We start from the raw sequence: 17,459 nt of genomic DNA on the forward strand, positions 1-17,459 counted from the left end.
GGCCCGCCGGACGATGCCGCAACGGGGACACTGATCCGCCGGGACCGTGAGGCCCGGCCGACGCGAAGGAATGGGCTGATGCGGCTCGAGAATCTGAGAACCGCGCACCGCACGGATCCGGTCGGCATCGACCGGAACCCGGAGTTCTCGTGGCAGATGGTGAGCGCCGTACCGGGCACGATGCAGGTGTCGTATCGGATCGTCGTCGACGACGGCGAGTGCACCGTCTGGGATTCCGGCGTCGTGCCCGGCGAGCGGCAATCCTTCGCCGAATACGGCGGTTCGCCGCTGCGCAGCGCCACCGCGTATCGGTGGCGGGTGCACGTCGTGGACAACCACGGCCGGGCCGCTACGGCCGCCGCGGGATTCGAAACCGCCTTTCTCGGGGACGACTGGACCGGTCGCTGGGTGGAGAGCACGATCGCCCGGCCCGCCGCCGAGTCGGACTGGGGGCACGGCACCCAGCCGCCGGCCGTGGAATTCCGCCGGAGTTTTGTGATGCGCCCCGGGATTCGCCGGGCCCGGCTCTACGCGACGGCACTGGGCGTCTATCGGCCCACGCTCAACGGCGCCCGCCTCGACGACCGGGAACTGGCACCCGAATTCTCCGTCTATCGGCACCGGCTCTATTACCAGACATACGACGTTTCCGCCCAGCTGCGTACCGGAGACAACGAGCTTTCCCTGTACGTCGGTGACGGCTGGTACTTTTGCCCGGCGACCAGGCCGCTGGGGTACCAATCTCGTACCATGCCCGCGGTCCTGTACCAGCTCGAGATCCGGTACGAGGACGGCAGCGTGCAGACCGTCGGATCCGACGGCTCCGAAACCTGCCGGACCGGGCCGGTCCGATCCTCGGATCTGTTCTGGGGGGAACGATACGACGCCACTGCGGCCTTCGGGGAGGCACATCCCGTACGCGTGATCGACCTCGGCTACGGCAATCTCGTGGCGCAACCGCTGGACCCCATCCGGCCGGCACGACTACTGCCCGCCCGGTCGGTTTACACCGCACCCGGCGGCGACGTGATCGTCGATTTCGGGCAGATCATCGCGGGCCGGGTGCGTGCGCGTCTCGACGTCACGGCCGGTACCGAGGTCACGCTCGAGCATTTCGAGGCGACGACCGCCGACGGCGGATACTTCAATTCGACCTACGCCGGGCAGAAAGACGTCTACGTCTCGGACGGCACATCGCGAGAGTATGAGCCGCTGTTCACCTTTCACGGTTTCCGCTATATCCGGGTATCGGGACCGGCGGCGGTGCGCCCCGAGGACTTCACCGCAGTATTGCTGACGACGCCGAAACAGCGAACGGGCTCGTTCGAATGTTCGGATCCAGCGCTGAACCGCCTGCACGAGAACGTGCTGTGGTCGCAACGGAACAACATGATGTCGATTCCGACCGACTGCCCGACCCGGGAGAAAGCCGGATTCACCGGTGATATCCAGCTCTACACACCCGCGGCGTTCGCCAATGAGGACATGACTTCCTTCCTCACCGCCTGGTTACGCAATCTGGCGGTGGAACAGCGCGAGGACGGCGTCGTCCCGATCACGGTGCCGTTCACCGCGCCCTACGAACGACTGGCGCGCACCATGAGCGAGAAATTCGGAACGGCGGGCGTCACCGGTGTCGCGGGCTGGAGTGACGCCGCGGTGATCGTGCCCTGGGAGATGTACCGGGCCACCGGGGACACCGGCATACTCCGGGAGACCTTCGCGTCGATGGTGGCCTGGTGCGACGCGATCATCAGGACCGCACGCGACGAGCGCGGGCCGGGCGCCCTGCCGGAGGAGTTCGATCGCCACCTCTGGAACACCGGTTTCCATTTCGGGGAGTGGCTCATTCCCAGCCAGCGGCAGCGTGGCGGCGATTTCGAGATCTCCGCACTGTCCGCGGCCTATGTGGCGCCGTTCTTCGGTTATCGGTCCGTCAGCCTGCTCGCGGAGATCGCGGCGATTCTGGGCCGCGATCCGGAGCGGGAACATTACGCGACCGAGGCGGCGGCGATGCGCGACGCGATACACCGGGTTTTCATGACCGGCGACGAATTGCCCACCACGCTGATGGGTGGCTACGTGCTCGCCTTCGCCTTCGATCTGGTGCCCCCCGAGCGCCGGGAGCAGTACGCCGCCAAGGTCGTGGAACTGATCGAGGCCAACGACGGATTGCTCGACACCGGGTTCCTCACCACACCTCATCTGCTCGATGTCCTCGTCCGGATCGGGCGAGCGGATCTGGCGCTCGATCTGCTGTGGGAACACCGGATGCCGTCCTGGCTTTATCAGGTCGACCAGGGGGCGACCGCGATCTGGGAGAACTGGGACGCGGTCGCGCCGGACGGGACACCCGGGATATCCAGCTTCGATCACTACGCCTTCGGCTGCGTCGACGATTGGATCTGCCGCGAGATCGCCGGCATCCAGGCCGGCGCCCCGGGGTACAAGCACGTGATCATCGCGCCGCGCGTGGATGCCCGACTGGAGTGGTGCTCCCGATCTCTGCGAACCGAATTCGGCGAAATTTCGGTGCGCTGGACACGGGACGAACTCGAGGTGCTCGTGCCCTGTAACACCTCCGCCACGGTGCATTGGGGCGGGCAGCGGCACGAGGTGGGCAGTGGATGTCACCGTTTCCGATCCGGCGCGTAAGCCGTGTCCGGCACTTCCAATCGAGAAAGCCCAAATGTTCGTCTTCAGTGATGCTCGGTGCGTGCGCCGGGGAAGGAGGAATCGGTGGTGAACCGGCAGTCGTTCAACGACGGATGGCGCGTGGCAGCCGAACAGCACCTGTTCGCGGCCGTCGCCGCGCCGGCGCCGCAGGTCGAGGTCGTGCTGCCGCACGACGCGATGCGCGATCTGGCGCGCGACCCGCACAGTTCCAACGGCAGCAACTCCGGCTACTACCCCAGTGCCCACGTGGTCTACGAGAAATCGCTGATCGTTCCCCGCAGCTGGGCACAGCGCACGGTCGCACTCGAGTTCGAGGGCGTGTACCGCGACGCGATGGTCTACCTCAATGGCAATCTCGTGGCCCAACGCCCTAATGGGTACAGCCCCTTTCTCGCGCCGCTCGATCCGTACCTGGAATACGGCTCGGTGAATCACCTTCGCGTGGAGTCCCGGGCGCATCAGGACAGCCGCTGGTACACCGGCGTAGGCATCTATCGCAACGTATGGCTACTCGTCAGCGACCCGGTGCACATTCCCATCGATGGCGTCTCGATCACGACACCGGAGGTCGACGAGACCGTGGCGGCCGTCGCGGTCGCGGTGACCGTGCGCAACGAGACCCGTACCACCGAATCCGTCCGGATTCGTAGCATGTTGTACGCCCCGGACGGATCGATGGCCGCGCGGCAGTCGGCTCCGCTGACTGTGCTCGCCGGTGATACCGGCGTTGTGCGACTGCGGCACTGGCTCCGCGAACCCGAGATCTGGGACATCGACAATCCGTCACGGTATAGCCTGGAGTTGACTGTCACCGATGCGGACGGTGGCCTCCGCGACACCGACGAGTCCTGGTTCGGCATCCGGACCGTGCAGGTGGATCCCGGCCGCGGCCTGCGGTTGAACGGACGATCGGTGAAACTGCGCGGCGGATGTGTCCACCACGACAATGGCCCGCTCGGTGCCGCGGCCGTCGATCGGGCCGAGCATCGCAAGGCCGAGTTGATCAAGGCCGCCGGCTTCAACGCTGTCCGTAGCGCCCACAACGGGATGAGCCGCGCGTTCCTGGACGCCTGCGATCGAATCGGACTGCTGGTGATCAACGAGCTCACTGACGTCTGGACCAGCGGTAAGAGCTCGTACGACCTCTCGCTGACCTTCGCGGACTGGTGGGAGCGCGACCTGACGGCGCTGGTGCTGTCCAGTCGCAATCACCCCAGCGTGATCATGTATTCGATCGGCAACGAGATTCTGGAGATCGGACGCCCCGGCGCCGCGATCTGGGGACGGCGGCTGGCCGAGAAGGTACGTGTCCTGGACGCCACCCGGCCGGTCACCAATGCCGTCAACGGCCTCGTCGCCGTCCTCGACAGCGTCGTCACCGCGCGAGACCAGCGGGTGGCGTTCGATTTCAATACCGCGCTGTCGGCGGACGGATCCCGCGCGATCGGAGCATCGCCGGAGGTAACCCGCCTGACCGAGGAGGCGCATGCACAGGTCGACGTCGCCGGGATCAACTACGCCGAATCGCGCTACGACCTCGACGCCGAACTGTTCCCCGATCGGATCGTACTCGGAACCGAATCCTTTCCCGGCAGGCTGGACCGGATCTGGCCGCTGGTGCTGAAGCACCCTCAGGTTCTCGGCGACTTCGCGTGGACGGCCTGGGATCATCTCGGCGAGGCTGGGACCGGACGCGCCTACTACGACGACGATCCACTCCGGCCGGTGGGCTTGGCCTCGCCTTATCCGTGGCTGGTGTCGCACGCGGGCACCATCGACATCACCGGTGTGCGCCGCCCGATCTCGTATTGGCGGGAGATCGTCTGGGGACTGCGCGACGAACCCTACCTCGCCGTACACCGGCCGCAGGGGCACGGCCGCACCTTGCGGCGGAGCAGTTGGGCGTGGGATGACGTCCTCGCCAGCTGGGCCTGGGACATTCCGCCCGGTTCGCCGGTCATCGTCGACGTGTACGCCGATGCCGACGACGTGGAGCTCCTGCTGGACGGCGAGAGTCTGGGCGTCGCCACGGTGAACAGGACCGCCGGTGAGACCGTGCCCGCGTTCGCTGCCCGGTTCGAGGTGTTCTACGGTCCGGGTGAGCTCGTCGCCGTCGCCCGTCGCGGCGGCGCGGAGTTCGCGCGCAGTTCCCTGCGCAGTCCATGTGGTGTTCCCGAGCTGCACGCCCACGCCGAGCGAACCCGGATCATCGCATCGCCCGCCGATCTGGCCTACGTGCACCTCGAATTGCGCGATGACGCGGGCACGCTGTGTGTCGACCGGTCCGATCGTGTACGGGTCTCGATCGACGGTCCCGGCGTGCTCGCCGGGTTCGCCGGTGCGAAACCGGACGAAACCGCGGGTTTCGGCGGCGACGCCCACGACACCTTCGAAGGCAGGTTGCTGGCGATCGTCCGGCCGACCGGACCGGGGGACATTCGGGTACGGGCCACGGGCACGACGTCGGGAACCGTCGTGGTCACCGTCACCGCGGTCTCTCCGGGCGCCGATGCGAGGGAAGCGGTGACCGCGTGAATTCCGCGCTGCGCAGCGCCGGATGGTACAGCGGCGCCGATCGTAATGCGTACATCCATCGCGCCTGGATGCGGGGCCTTCCCGGCAATTTCCCCGATCGCCCGCACATTGCGATCGCAAATACGGCCTCCGATCTGACGCCGTGCAATGCCCACCTCACCGACATCGCTCAGGCGGTGAAGAACGGGGTTTACGAGGCCGGTGGTATCCCGCTGGAATTGCCGGTGGTGTCTCTGGGTGAGACGCAGATGCGGCCCACCGCGATGCTGTGGCGGAACATGGCCGCGATGGCGACGGAAGAGATGCTGCGCGCGAATCCCGTCGACGCGGCGGTCCTGCTGGGCGGCTGCGACAAAACCATTCCGGCGCTGCTCATGGCCGCGGCGTCAGTCGACCTCCCGGCGCTGGTCGTGCCGGGAGGTCCCATGCCGACGGGCTACTTCCAGGGCAGGCCCCTGGGTTGCGGTACCGATGTCTGGCGACTGAGCGAGGAGGTCCGGGCGGGCCGGCTCGCGCCGGAGCTGTTCCGCCGGTCGGAATCTGCCATGATCCGCGGGGCGGGGCACTGCAACACGATGGGCACGGCCTCGACCATGGCGCTGGTCGCTGAGGCGCTGGGCACCGTGGTGCCCGGCCTCGCGGGCACCCCCGCCGTCGATGCCCGCCTGCGGACGGTCGCGCACGACTGTGGTCGGCTCGCAGTCGAACTCGTGCGCGAGGGACGGACGCCGGGAACCATCCTGACCGAGGGCAGCTTCCACAACGCGATCGTCGCCCTCGCCGCGGTGGGTGGCTCCACCAACGCCGTGATCCATCTGCTGGCCATCGCCCGCCGACTGGGCATCGCTCTCACCCTCGACGACTTCGACCGCATCGGGGCCGATGTTCCGTTGCTGGTGGACCTGCTGCCCGCCGGCCGGTTCCTGATGGACGACCTGCACCGCGCCGGCGGTTTCCTCGCCGTATTGCGGGAGGTCCGCGACCTGCTCGATCCGGATGCGCTGACGGTCACCGGCCGCCCGCTGGTGACCTATCTGGACGACGCCCGGATCTGGGATCGCGAGGTGATCCGGCCCCGGAATCAGCCGCTGCGACCCCAGGCCGGTATCGCGGTGCTGCGCGGCTCGCTGGCACCAGACGGCGCGATCGTGAAACCGGCGGCGGCATCACCGCACCTGCTGAAACATCGCGGCCGCGCCGTCGTCTTCGCCAGCGTCGAAGATCTGCGTGCACGCATCGACGACCCCGGTCTGGATGCCGATGAGGACTCGGTCCTGGTGCTGCGCGGATGCGGTCCAAAAGGCTACCCGGGCATGCCGGAAGTGGCGAATATGCCGCTGCCACGCCGATTGCTCGAGCGTGGGGTGGGCGACATGGTGCGGATCTGCGACGGGCGGATGAGCGGCACGGCGTACGGCACTGTCGTGTTGCACGTGTCGCCGGAGGCGGCCGCCGGCGGGCCGCTGGCTCTGGTCCGCGACGGCGACTGGATCGTCATCGACGTCGGTGCGCGCCGATTGGATCTCGACGTGCCGGCGGACGAACTCGCCCGGCGCGTTGTCGACGCGGCGACGGTGGCCGGCTGGGCGAAGCCGCAGCGAGGCTGGGAACGGTTGTACGTCGACCATGTGCTGCAGGCGGACAGCGGCGCGGATCTGGACTTTCTCGTCGGATGTAGCGGTTCGGGCATTCTTCGGGAGTCGCATTGACCGGCAGTGGCGGCACAGCGCGCCGCCGTACCCCGGAAATGACGGCTGTGACCCGGTTCAGCGTCGTCGCCGCGACCGCGGGTACCGGCATTCTGCCGGAGGGGCCGTTCTGGGACACGCGGCGGAGGCGGTTGCTCTGGGTCGACATCCAGGCGGGCCTCGTCCACGAAGGACTGCTCGAACCCGACGGCTCGATCCTGCCTACCGGTAAGTCGCAATTTCCGGGCACGGTCGGCGCGGTAACCGTGTCGTGGGATGGTGACCTGGCTGTCGCTACCGCCGACTTCGTACTGCTGGTGGACGCGTCCGGTGACCGCCGGGTGTTCAACCGTGTGCTGGCGCCGCGCTCGGGCCGGCGTATCAACGATGCCGGCACCGATCCGGCGGGCCGGCTGTATCTCGGGACGCTCAGCCTGACCCACCCGTCCGAGTCCGAGGTGCTGGTGCGGATCGAGGACGACGGCGCGGTGACGGTCATCGACGACGACCTCACCCTGTCGAACGGGATCGCCTGGTCGCCCGCCGGCGACCGGATGTACAACGTCGACTCGCTACGCCACACCGTCTACGTCCGCGACTACGACCCGGCGACCGGGAATTGTGGTGGGCGCGAAATATTTCTGGATGGGCTCACCGGAATTCCCGACGGCATCTGCACCGATCGTGACGGCGCGGTATGGGCCGCCATGTGGGGGACCGGCCAGGCCCGGCGGTACACCCGGGACGGGGTGCTAGACGCCGTCGTCGACGTGCCCGTACCGCACGTGTCCAGCGTCGGGTTCGCCGGGCCGGATCTGGGCACGCTCGTCATCACCACCGCCCGGCAGGGCCTCACCACCACACAGCTGGCTCGGTACCCGGCCGCCGGCGCGCTGTTCACCGCTCACGTCGCGGTCCCCGGCGTTCCGGTCGCCGCGTGGCGGCGCCCGGCCCTCTGGAAAGGTAGAGAATGAGACTCATCCGACTCGGTGAACCAGGGCGCGAGCATCCGGCCGCGCTGGTCTCGGACACCGCGTACGTCGACCTGTCCGACATCGTCTCCGATTTCGACGAAGCGTTCTTCGCCGCCGGGCGACTCGAGGAAATCGACCGGATCGTCGCCCGGCGTCACGCTGACGGACAGGTCCGGCAACTCGGCTCGCAGCGGCTCGGCGCACCCATCGCCCGCCCGCACCAAATCATCTGCGTGGGATTGAACTACCGCGACCACGCGGCGGAGACCGGGCAGGCGGTTCCCGCGGAGCCGATCCTGTTCACCAAGTCCCCGAATACTCTGATCGGGCCGAACGACGAGGTGCGTATCCCCTGCGGCGCAACCAAGGTCGACTGGGAGGTCGAACTCGGCATCGTTATCGGCCGACGGGCGAGTTATCTGGACAGTCCCGAGGACGCTGTCGCGTACATTGCCGGCTGGGTGCTGGTGAACGACGTCAGTGAGCGCGCGTTCCAGATGGAACGTGGTGGTCAATGGCTCAAGGGCAAATCGGCGGAGACATTCAACCCCGCGGGTCCTTGGCTCGTGACCCGGGACGAAATCGCCGATGTGCTGAATCTGGGTCTCCGGCTCGAGGTCAACGGCGTCCGCAAGCAGAACGGGTGCACCGCCACCATGATCTTCGATCCATATGCGCTCGTGCACTACATCAGCCAATTCCTGGTGCTGGAGCCAGGTGACCTGATCAACACTGGGACGCCCCCGGGCGTGGGAATGGGCTTCTCGCCGCCGCAATGGCTGACGGCGGGCGATGTGATGGACGTGACCGGCGCCGGTCTCGGCCGACAGCGGCAGCTTGTGGTCGGCCCGCGGTGAGAGCCTACGTGATCACCGGACCCGGCACCGGGAGTGTCACCGAGGTCCCCGCCCCGCAGCCGAGGCCCGACGGAGTCGTCGTTGAGATCTCGAAGGTCGGTGTCTGCGGCACCGACATCGAGCTGTTCGACGGTTCGATGGCGTATCTGCACGATGGTAACGCCCGCTATCCGCTGATCATCGGGCACGAATGGGCCGGACGGGTCGTGGACGCAGGCGCTGAGGTGGACCCGTCGTGGGTCGGCCGCCGGGTGACCGGCGACACGATGCTCGGATGTGGTCAATGTGTGCGCTGTACCTCGGGTCGTGCGCATGTCTGCCGCACTCGGTACGAGGTCGGTGTACGCGGTGGATGGCCGGGCGCTCTCGCGGAACGACTGGCCCTCCCGGCCGGCGCGCTGTACGCCGTCCCCGACTCGATCGACGACGTCCGGGCCGCGATGATCGAACCCGCCGGCAACGCGTGGCGTGCTTTCGACGCGGGCGGTGTCGTCGCGGGCGAACGGCTGTTGATCCTCGGTCCTGGCACGATCGGACTGCTGTGCGCGATGTTCGCCCGCGCTGCGGGCGTCGAGGTCCACATGGCCGGCCGCGAGGGCCGCTCGCTGCGATTCGCGCGGACCCTGGGATTCGACGGCGTGTGGACCACCGACACATTGCCCGAACTCCCGTGGCACGGCGTCGTCGACGCCTCGAGCGCCGCGCACTTTCCCCGACTCGCGGTCGACCTCATCGAACCCGGGCGGCGGGTCGCGCTGGTGGGGCTCGCCGGCCTGCCCAGCACGATCGACACGCGCGACGTCGCCCTCAAGGACGTCACGCTCGCGGGAATCCTCGGCGGTTCAGCCGGACTGCGCCCGGCGATCGACGCATTCGCGAACGGGACTGTCGACCCCGGACCGCTCGTATCGTCGATCGTGCCGATGGAGGCGGCGACCGACATCCTCGCCGGTCGTCCGATACCGGGTGTGGGGTCCGGTCCCAAGACGGTGATCGATGTCGCACCGGGGAGCCGACGATGAGAACCGCGATCGTGAGCGGAGGCGCGAGCGGGCTCGGCGCGGCGGCCGCCGCTCGGCTGCGTGCCGTGGATATCCGGGTGGTGACCGTCGACCTCACGCCCAGCGCCGACGAGACGGTCGACGTCACCGACGAATCCGCGATAGCCGAACTCGTCGATCGTGTCGGGCCGGTGGACATCCTGGTGAACTCGGCGGGCGTCGTCGGGCCGAACGTTCCCCTGATGCACACCACCGCTGACGATTGGCGTCGCACATTCGAGGTCAATGTGATCGGCACCGTGGCGATGATGCGTTCGTTCGTCCCGGGCATGGTCGATCGCGGGTGGGGGCGGGTCGTCAATCTTGCCAGCATCGCAGGCAAGGAGGGCAATCCGAATCTGTCCGTGTACTCGGCCTCGAAGGCTGCGGTCATCGCGCTGACGAAATCCGCGGGCAAGGAACTCGCGAAGTCCGGCGTGCTGATCAACGCGATCGCGCCGGCGGTCATCGCGTCGCCGATGAATGCGGCGACCGCGCCGGAGGTGCTGGCTCACCTCACGGGACTCATCCCGATGCAGCGCATGGGGCGACCCGAGGAGGTCGCCGAGCTGATCGCCTGGCTCGTCTCCGATGCGGTCAGCTTCTCCACCGGTGCGGTGTACGACATCTCAGGCGGGCGGGCCGGCTATTGAACCGGTTTCGACGCCAGCGGGTCGCGGAGCAGAACGGTGAGCTGAGCCTGCAAGACCTCCGCGATATCGATCCGGCGATCACGCAGCCACAGTGCTTGCACGCCCTGCGTGCAGGCGAGCATCGCCCTTGCGGCGAGAGCGGGTTCGGTTCCGTCGCGCAGCTGGCCTCGGTCCCGCATGACGGCGAAGGCACGGTGGAGGATCTCCTCGCTTTTCGTGTACAGCCGCGCGAAGTGTCCGTGCGCCGGATGACCGGCGGACGATGCCTCGCCGGCGAGCGCGAATTCCAGCTCGATCAACGTCGGATTCTGGACGTTGTCTGCTACCGCCGCGATCCACGCGTGGACGACGTCGATTCCATCCAGTCGGACGCGGTTGGCCTTGGCCAGCGCTTCGTCTTCCCGCCAGCGCAGCACGGCTTGGAGCAGGTCGCTCTTGGTGGGAAAGTGATGCCGAATCCCCGGGTGGGTGATTCCGACTTTTTCCGCGACATCTCGCAGCGAGCCGTCCCGGAATCCGGACTTGGAGAACACCTCAATCGCGGCGAGCACGATGGCACGCCGTCGTTCCGCCGATTTCGCATACTTGCCGCGGCTGCCCCGGCGCACCGGGGGAGCGGCGGGGTCGCCGTCACTTCGTGGGTTGCCTTCCGTCACCACCCTATTGTCCCGAAAAGCAATGACGTCCGGCGCTCGGTCTCGCCCGGCGGCATTCATCGCTGTTCGTCACGAAATTGTCCTGTCCGCTATGGACAAACATCGCACAAGGAGTTGTGGTCATGGTCAAGTCCGGCACGCCGGTCCGAGAGGCGCTGCGGCGCCGGCGAACAGAGCTGCCGCCCTGGGCTTTCGGTAGTTCGGGGACTCGGTTCGAGGTGTTCGCGCAGCCGGGTGTGCCGCGAGATTCGTTCGGGAAGGTCGCTGATGCCGCCCGGGTGCACCGGGTATACCGGGGTGGCTTTGGTGGTGTTGCTGCACATCCCCCGTTCCGGGGCTCCGAATATCTGCACATAATGATCGACGAACGTATCGGCGGGACCGCAGCCGGCCGGGGAGCATGAGATGACCGACGACACCGTGCGCGAATTGATCGCGCGCAGCAACCGGCTCGGCGCGGACCCGCGCAACACCAACTACGCCGGCGGTAACACCTCCGCCGAGGGCACCGGTATCGACCCGGTCACCGGTGAATCGGTGGAACTGTTGTGGGTCAAGGGATCCGGCGGCGACCTGGGCACCCTCACCGAGGCGGGCCTGGCGGTGCTGCGCCGCGACCGGCTGAGGGCGCTGGCCGAGGTCTACCCTGGCGTGGACCGCGAGGACGAGATGGTCGCTGCGTTCGACTACTGCCTGCACGGCCGCGGTGGCGCGGCACCCAGTATCGATACCGCGATGCACGGCCTGGTCGAGGCCGCCCACGTCGACCATCTGCATCCGGATTCCGGAATCGCGCTGGCCACCTCGGCCGATGGCGAGAAACTCACCGAACAGTGCTTCGGCGCGCGGGTGGTGTGGGTGCCGTGGCGGCGCCCGGGATTCCAGCTGGGCCTGAACATCGCCGCGATCCGCCGGGAGAACCCCGAGGCCATCGGTTGCATTCTCGGCGGTCACGGCATCACCGCATGGGGGGACAGCTCCGCCGAATGCGAGGCCAACTCGCTCGAGATCATCCGCACCGCAACGGAATTCATCGAGGCCAACGGCCGTCCCGAACCCTTCGGACCGGCCGTGGATCGTTACACCGCGCTGCCTGCCGAGCAACGGCGCCGCCGCGCCGCCCAACTCGCGCCGGTGATCCGGGGTCTGGCCTCGACCGATCGGCGCCAGGTCGGCCACTTCGACGACAGCGATCCGGTGCTGGACTTCCTCGCCCACGCCGAACATCCCCGGCTGGCCACGCTGGGGACCTCCTGCCCGGATCACTTCCTGCGCACCAAGATTCGGCCCCTGGTACTCGACACCGCCGCCGACGCACCACTGGACGAGGTCGTGCTACGGCTGCGTGAACTGCATTTCGCCTATCGAGAGGATTACGCCGCCTATTACTACCGCCACGCCACCCCGGATTCCCCCGCCATGCGGGGTGCGGACCCCGCGATCGTACTGGTGCCCGGGATCGGAATGTTCAGCTTCGGCCGCGACAAGCAGACCGCCCGCGTGGCCGGTGAGTTCTACCTGAACGCGATCCGCGTGATGCGCGGCGCCGAAGCGATCTCCCGGTACACCCCCATCGACGAGGCGGAAAAGTTCCGCATCGAATACTGGCCGCTCGAGGAGGCCAAACTGGCCCGGATGCCGGAGCCGAAACCGCTGGCCACCCGAATCGCACTGATCGCCGGTGCCGGGTCCGGCATCGGACGGGCGATCGCCGCCCGCCTGGCCGCGGAGGGTGCCTGCGTGGTGATCGCCGACCGGGACGCAGAGGCCGCAGCCCGGGTCGCCGGCGAACTCGGTTCGACGGATGTCGCTGTGCCGGTCACGGTGGACGTGACCGACCCCGCGACCGTCCGGGCCGCCGTCGATGCCACCGTGCTGGCGTTCGGTGGCATCGACCTGGTGGTCAACAATGCCGGGCTGTCGATCTCGAAACCGTTGCTGGACACCACCGAGGACGATTGGGATCGCCAGCACTCGGTCACGGCCCGCGGCTCGTTCCTGGTCTCCCGTGAGGTTGCACGGGCCATGATCGCGCAGGATTTCGGCGGTGACATCGTCTACATCGTCAGCAAGAACGCCGTGTTCGCCGGGCCGAGCAATCTCGCCCACAGCGCCGCCAAAGCCGACCAGGCCCACCAGGTCCGGCTGCTGGCCACCGAACTCGGCACGTACGGCATCCGGGTCAACGGCGTCAATCCCGACGGCGTCGTCCGCGGATCCGGGCTCCCCGCCGGCGGCTGGAGGGCGCAACGGGCCGCGGTCTACGGCGTCGAGGAGCAGGACCTCGGCGCGTTCTACTCCCAGCGCACGCTTCTGAAACGACAAGTCCTGCCCGACCACGTCGCGGACGCGGTGTTTGTGCTCACCGCCGGTGCGCTATCCCGGACCACGGGCCTGCACGTTCCCGTCGACAGCGGGGTCGCCGCCGCCTTCCTGCGCTGACCGTCCGGGCCGTGGCACGCAGTCGATCGAGAGGGAAGTGTTTCTGCATTCCGCGCCCGACCTCACCGACGCTACCGAGCCGGTACGGGTCCACCGCCGCCGAACCCGTACCGGCAGCTACGCCGTTGACGTGGGGCGCCGGGAGTGGGCGAGGGCCGCGGCGAGATCAGTGCGGGAGGCACACCGGTTCGCCGGCCTGCCACTGCCGTTACCCGGCGGGCTGCACCGAAACATCGGCCGCCTGTTCGAGCGACCGGACGTAGGACATGCCGTCTCCAGACCGAACCACTCGGCCGGAATCTATTCTTGAGCAGTCGATTACGGGCTCCTCGATACCGACGGCCGCGTGCTCGGTCTGCCCTACCACTACCACTACCGGCGTACCGCACTACCCGCCGATCGACCACAATCCTCTACCGGCGCACCGATATTGCGAATCTGCACACCAACACCATTCATCAACTGCGCACCGAGCCCGCTCATCGGCTTGATGCGGCCAGGCATTGCTGCTCGTTCCGGATCTTCGCGGCTACTGGCAGACCGCGAGATCGGTGCCGAGCGTACCAATGCGTTGGCCGCGGGCGTCTGTGACGTGAACTCCCGAGTGAACCGCACGGTGATGTCCGGATCGGCACTGCCGACCTTCTGATCGTTGATTGACCACAGAAGGTCGGTGCGGTAGTTTCCTCGACTGAAACGTTTCATACGATGGTGGTGAGCGAAATGCCTGGTGAGAAGGACGTGTTGCCGGTGTTGCGGGAGCAGCGCATCGAGTTGCCGTCGTGGGCGTTCGGGAATTCGGGTACTCGGTTCAAGGTGTTCGCGCAGGCCGGTGTTCCGCGGGATCCGTTCGAGAAGATCGCCGATGCCGCGCAGGTGCATCGGTTCACCGGTGTGACGCCGACGGTGTCGCTGCACATCCCGTGGGATGCGGTCGACGATTACGGGAAGCTCGCCGAACATGCTGCGGAGCAGGGTGTTTCGATCGGGGTGATCAACTCCAACACCTTCCAGGACGACGACTACCGGCTGGGCAGTGTCTGTCATCCCGATCCGCGGGTGCGGCGCAAGGCGATCGATCATCTGCTGAGTTGTGTGGACGTGATGGACGCCACCGGTTCGGCGCATCTGAAGTTGTGGTTCGCCGACGGGCTGAACTATCCGGGCCAGGATGATCTGCGGGCCCGGCAGGACCGGCTGGCCGACGCGCTGGGTGAGGTGTATCGGCGGTTGGGGCCGGATCAGCGGATGCTGGTGGAGTACAAGCTGTTCGAGCCCGCGTTCTACGCCACCGACATCCCGGACTGGGGGACCGCCTACGCGCACTGCCGGATGCTGGGGGACAAGGCGTCGGTGGTGGTCGACACCGGGCACCATGCGGCTCATACGAATATCGAGTTCATCGTGGCGTTCCTGCTGTGGGAGCAGAAACTCGGTGCTTTCGACCTGAATTCGCGGTTCTACGCCGACGACGACCTGATGGCCGGGGCGGCCGATCCGTTCCAGCTGTTCCGGATCATGCACGAGATCGCGGGCGCCGGCGCGGTCACCCCCGACGGCGGGGTGCTGTTCATGCTCGACCAATGCCACAACATCGAGCCGAAGATCCAGGCGGAGATCCGCTCGGTGCTCAACGTGCAGGAGGCCACCGCGAAGGCGCTGCTGGTGGACCGGGAGGCGTTGCGGCAGGCCCAGTCGGAGGGAGATGTGCTGGGCGCCAACGCGATTCTGATGGACGCCTACAACACCGATGTGCGGCCGTTGCTGGCCCGGTTGCGGATCGAGACGGGCCTGGATCCGGATCCGATCGCCGCCTACCGGCGCTCGGGCTATCTGGAGAAAATCGTGGCAGAACGCGTCGGCGGTAGCGCCGCGGGCTGGGGAGCATGAGATGACCGACACGCACGACACCGTCCACGCGCTGCTGGACCGCAGCCACCGCCTGGGTGCGGATCCGCAAAACACCAACTACGCCGGCGGTAACACCTCCGCGCAGGGCACCGGCATCGACCCGGTCACCGGCGGTCCGGTGGAGTTGTTGTGGGTCAAGGGATCCGGCGGCGATCTGGGCACCCTCACCGCGGCCGGGTTGGCGGTGCTGCGCGTCGACCGGCTGCGGGCGCTGCCCGCGGTCTATCCCGGGGTGGACCGGGAGGACGAGATGGTCGCGGCGTTCGACTACTGCCTGCACGGCCGCGGTGGCGCCGCGCCCAGTATCGACACCGCGATGCACGGACTGGTCGAAGCCCCGCACGTCGATCATCTACACCCGGACGCGGGCATCGTCCTCGCGACCGCCGCCGAGGGCGAAGCGCTCACCAAGGAGTGCTTCGGCGACCGGGTGATATGGGTGCCGTGGCGGCGCCCGGGATTCCAACTCGGCCTCGACATCGCCGCGATCCAGCGCGACCATCCCGCGGCCATCGGCTGCATCCTCGGCGGGCACGGTATCACCGCCTGGGGTGCCACCTCCACCGAATGCGAAGCCAACTCACTCGACATCATCCGTACCGCAACACAATTCATCGAACGGCGAGGACGGGCCGAACCCTTCGGTGCCATCGTCGAGCGGTATCGGCCACTGCCGCCGGAGCAGCGCCGCGCCCGGGCGGCCGCCCTGGCCCCGGTGCTGCGGGGCCTGGCCGGCACCGACCAGCCGCAGATCGGGCACTTCACCGACGACGAGGGGGTCCTGGACTTCCTGTCCCGCGCCGAACATCCCCGGCTGGCCGCGCTGGGCACCTCGTGCCCGGATCATTTCCTGCGCACCAAGGTTCGCCCGCTGGTGCTCGACACCGACGCCGGCGCACCGATCGACGAGGTGATCGCCAGGGCTCGCGAACTGCACGCGGTCTACCGGGAGGACTACGCGGCCTACTACCGCCGCCACGCCACCGCCGAGTCCCCGGCCATGCGCGGCGCCGACCCGGCGATCGTGCTGGTGCCCGGCGTCGGCATGTTCAGCTTCGGCCGCGACAAGCAGACCGCCCGCGTCGCCGCCGAGTTCTATCTCAACGCCGTCAACGTGATGCGCGGCGCGGAGGCGATCTCCCGGTACGCCCCGATCGACGAGGCGGAGAAGTTCCGCATCGAGTACTGGCCCCTGGAGGAGGCGAAGCTGGCCCGGATGCCCGCGCCGAAACCGCTGGCGACCCGGATCGCGTTCGTCACCGGCGGCGGCTCCGGCATCGGCCGCGCCATCACGCTGCGGCTGGCCGCCGAAGGCGCCTGCGTAGTCGTCGCGGACCGGGACGCGGAAGCCGCCGTGCGGGTAGCCGCGGAGATCGGCGGCCCCGACACCGCGATCCCGGTCACCGTCGACGTCACCGATGCGGCAGCAGTCGCGGCAGCGGTTGACGCCGCTACCCTGGCCTTCGGCGGGGTCGATCTGGTGGTCAACAACGCGGGCCTGTCCATCTCCAAACCGCTACTGGAGACGACCGAAACCGATTGGGACATCCAGCATTCGGTGATGGCGCGCGGTTCGTTCTTGGTCGCCCGAGAAGCGGCCCGGGCCATGATCGCCCAGGGGCTCGGCGGGGACATCGTCTACATCGTCAGCAAGAACTCGGTGTTCGCGGGCCCCAACAACCTCGCCTACAGTGCTGCGAAAGCCGATCAGGCACATCAGGTCCGGCTGCTGGCCGCCGAGCTCGGTGAGCACGGTATCCGGGTCAACGGCGTCAATCCCGATGGCGTGGTGCGAGGTTCGGGCATCTTCGCCGGTGGCTGGGGCGCGCAGCGCGCCGCGGTGTACGGGGTCGAGGAGAAGGACCTCGGCGCGTTCTACGCCCAGCGCACCCTGTTGAAGCAGGAAGTGCTGCCCGAGCACATCGCCGGCGCGGTATTCGCGCTCACCGCAGGCGATCTCGGCCGGACCACCGGTATGCACATCCCTGTCGACAGCGGTGTCGCCGCGGCCTTCCTCCGTTGAGGCG

Annotated in this window: 12 protein-coding genes; 10 read left to right on the forward strand and 2 right to left on the reverse strand. The window is 67.8% G+C overall.

Annotated elements, in window-relative coordinates; genetic code table 11:
• The first annotated feature begins 78 nt into the window (after window positions 1–78).
• The 7 genes from NRB56_RS32680 (at window position 79) to NRB56_RS32710 (ending at window position 10,423) form a co-directional block, all read left to right on the forward strand.
• Window positions 79–2,655 carry an alpha-L-rhamnosidase gene (locus tag NRB56_RS32680; protein WP_153348235.1) on the forward strand — a complete coding sequence of 859 codons (2,577 nt, stop codon included), beginning with the start codon at window positions 79–81 and terminating at the stop codon, window positions 2,653–2,655.
• Between the two features lie 84 nt (window positions 2,656–2,739).
• Window positions 2,740–5,211 (forward strand): glycoside hydrolase family 2 TIM barrel-domain containing protein, encoded by a 2,472-nt coding sequence (locus NRB56_RS32685; RefSeq protein WP_319943865.1) that lies wholly within the window; start codon window positions 2,740–2,742, stop codon window positions 5,209–5,211.
• Window positions 5,208–6,920, forward strand: coding sequence for an IlvD/Edd family dehydratase (locus NRB56_RS32690; RefSeq protein ID WP_319943866.1), 1,713 nt, complete (start codon window positions 5,208–5,210; stop codon window positions 6,918–6,920). Before NRB56_RS32685 ends, NRB56_RS32690 begins: the two co-directional genes overlap by 4 nt.
• Window positions 6,921–6,967: 47 nt before the next feature.
• Window positions 6,968–7,873, forward strand: coding sequence for an SMP-30/gluconolactonase/LRE family protein (locus NRB56_RS32695; RefSeq protein ID WP_319943867.1), 906 nt, complete (start codon window positions 6,968–6,970; stop codon window positions 7,871–7,873).
• Window positions 7,870–8,730, forward strand: a complete 861-nt coding sequence (locus tag NRB56_RS32700; RefSeq protein ID WP_153348237.1) for a fumarylacetoacetate hydrolase family protein — start codon at window positions 7,870–7,872, stop codon at window positions 8,728–8,730. The genes NRB56_RS32695 and NRB56_RS32700 overlap by 4 nt, the downstream gene beginning before the upstream one ends.
• 8 nt (window positions 8,731–8,738) lie before the next feature.
• A complete protein-coding gene (locus tag NRB56_RS32705; protein WP_319943868.1) occupies window positions 8,739–9,752 on the forward strand; it encodes a zinc-dependent alcohol dehydrogenase in 1,014 nt (337 codons plus the stop codon).
• Window positions 9,749–10,423: an SDR family NAD(P)-dependent oxidoreductase gene (locus tag NRB56_RS32710; protein ID WP_153348239.1), complete on the forward strand. Its 675-nt coding sequence runs from the start codon at window positions 9,749–9,751 to the stop codon at window positions 10,421–10,423. Before NRB56_RS32705 ends, NRB56_RS32710 begins: the two co-directional genes overlap by 4 nt.
• Here NRB56_RS32710 and NRB56_RS32715 read toward each other — a convergent pair.
• The gene (locus NRB56_RS32715) at window positions 10,417–11,079 is read right to left on the reverse strand and encodes a TetR/AcrR family transcriptional regulator (RefSeq protein WP_194291080.1); all 663 of its coding nucleotides are present in this window, start codon (window positions 11,077–11,079) and stop codon (window positions 10,417–10,419) included. The genes NRB56_RS32710 and NRB56_RS32715 overlap by 7 nt on opposite strands.
• Window positions 11,080–11,484: 405 nt before the next feature.
• On the opposite strand from NRB56_RS32715, the gene NRB56_RS32725 reads away from it, so the two are divergent.
• Complete coding sequence (locus tag NRB56_RS32725) at window positions 11,485–13,521, forward strand: bifunctional aldolase/short-chain dehydrogenase (protein ID WP_153348241.1); 2,037 nt, start codon at window positions 11,485–11,487, stop codon at window positions 13,519–13,521.
• Window positions 13,522–13,893: 372 nt separating this feature from the next.
• On the opposite strand, the gene NRB56_RS32730 is transcribed toward NRB56_RS32725, so the two are convergent.
• Window positions 13,894–14,226, reverse strand: a complete 333-nt coding sequence (locus tag NRB56_RS32730) for a hypothetical protein (protein WP_153348242.1) — start codon at window positions 14,224–14,226, stop codon at window positions 13,894–13,896.
• Between the two features lie 18 nt (window positions 14,227–14,244).
• Here NRB56_RS32730 and rhaI point away from each other — a divergent pair, with 18 nt between their 5' ends.
• Entirely contained in the window at window positions 14,245–15,411 is a 1,167-nt protein-coding gene (gene rhaI, locus NRB56_RS32735) for an L-rhamnose isomerase (protein WP_153348243.1), read from the forward strand.
• A gap of 1 nt (window position 15,412) precedes the next feature.
• The gene (locus NRB56_RS32740; protein ID WP_153348244.1) at window positions 15,413–17,455 is read left to right on the forward strand and encodes a bifunctional aldolase/short-chain dehydrogenase; all 2,043 of its coding nucleotides are present in this window, start codon (window positions 15,413–15,415) and stop codon (window positions 17,453–17,455) included.
• Window positions 17,456–17,459: the final 4 nt, after the last annotated feature.

Source organism: Nocardia aurantia, from assembly GCF_009604425.1.
Lineage (GTDB): Bacteria > Actinomycetota > Actinomycetes > Mycobacteriales > Mycobacteriaceae > Nocardia > Nocardia aurantia.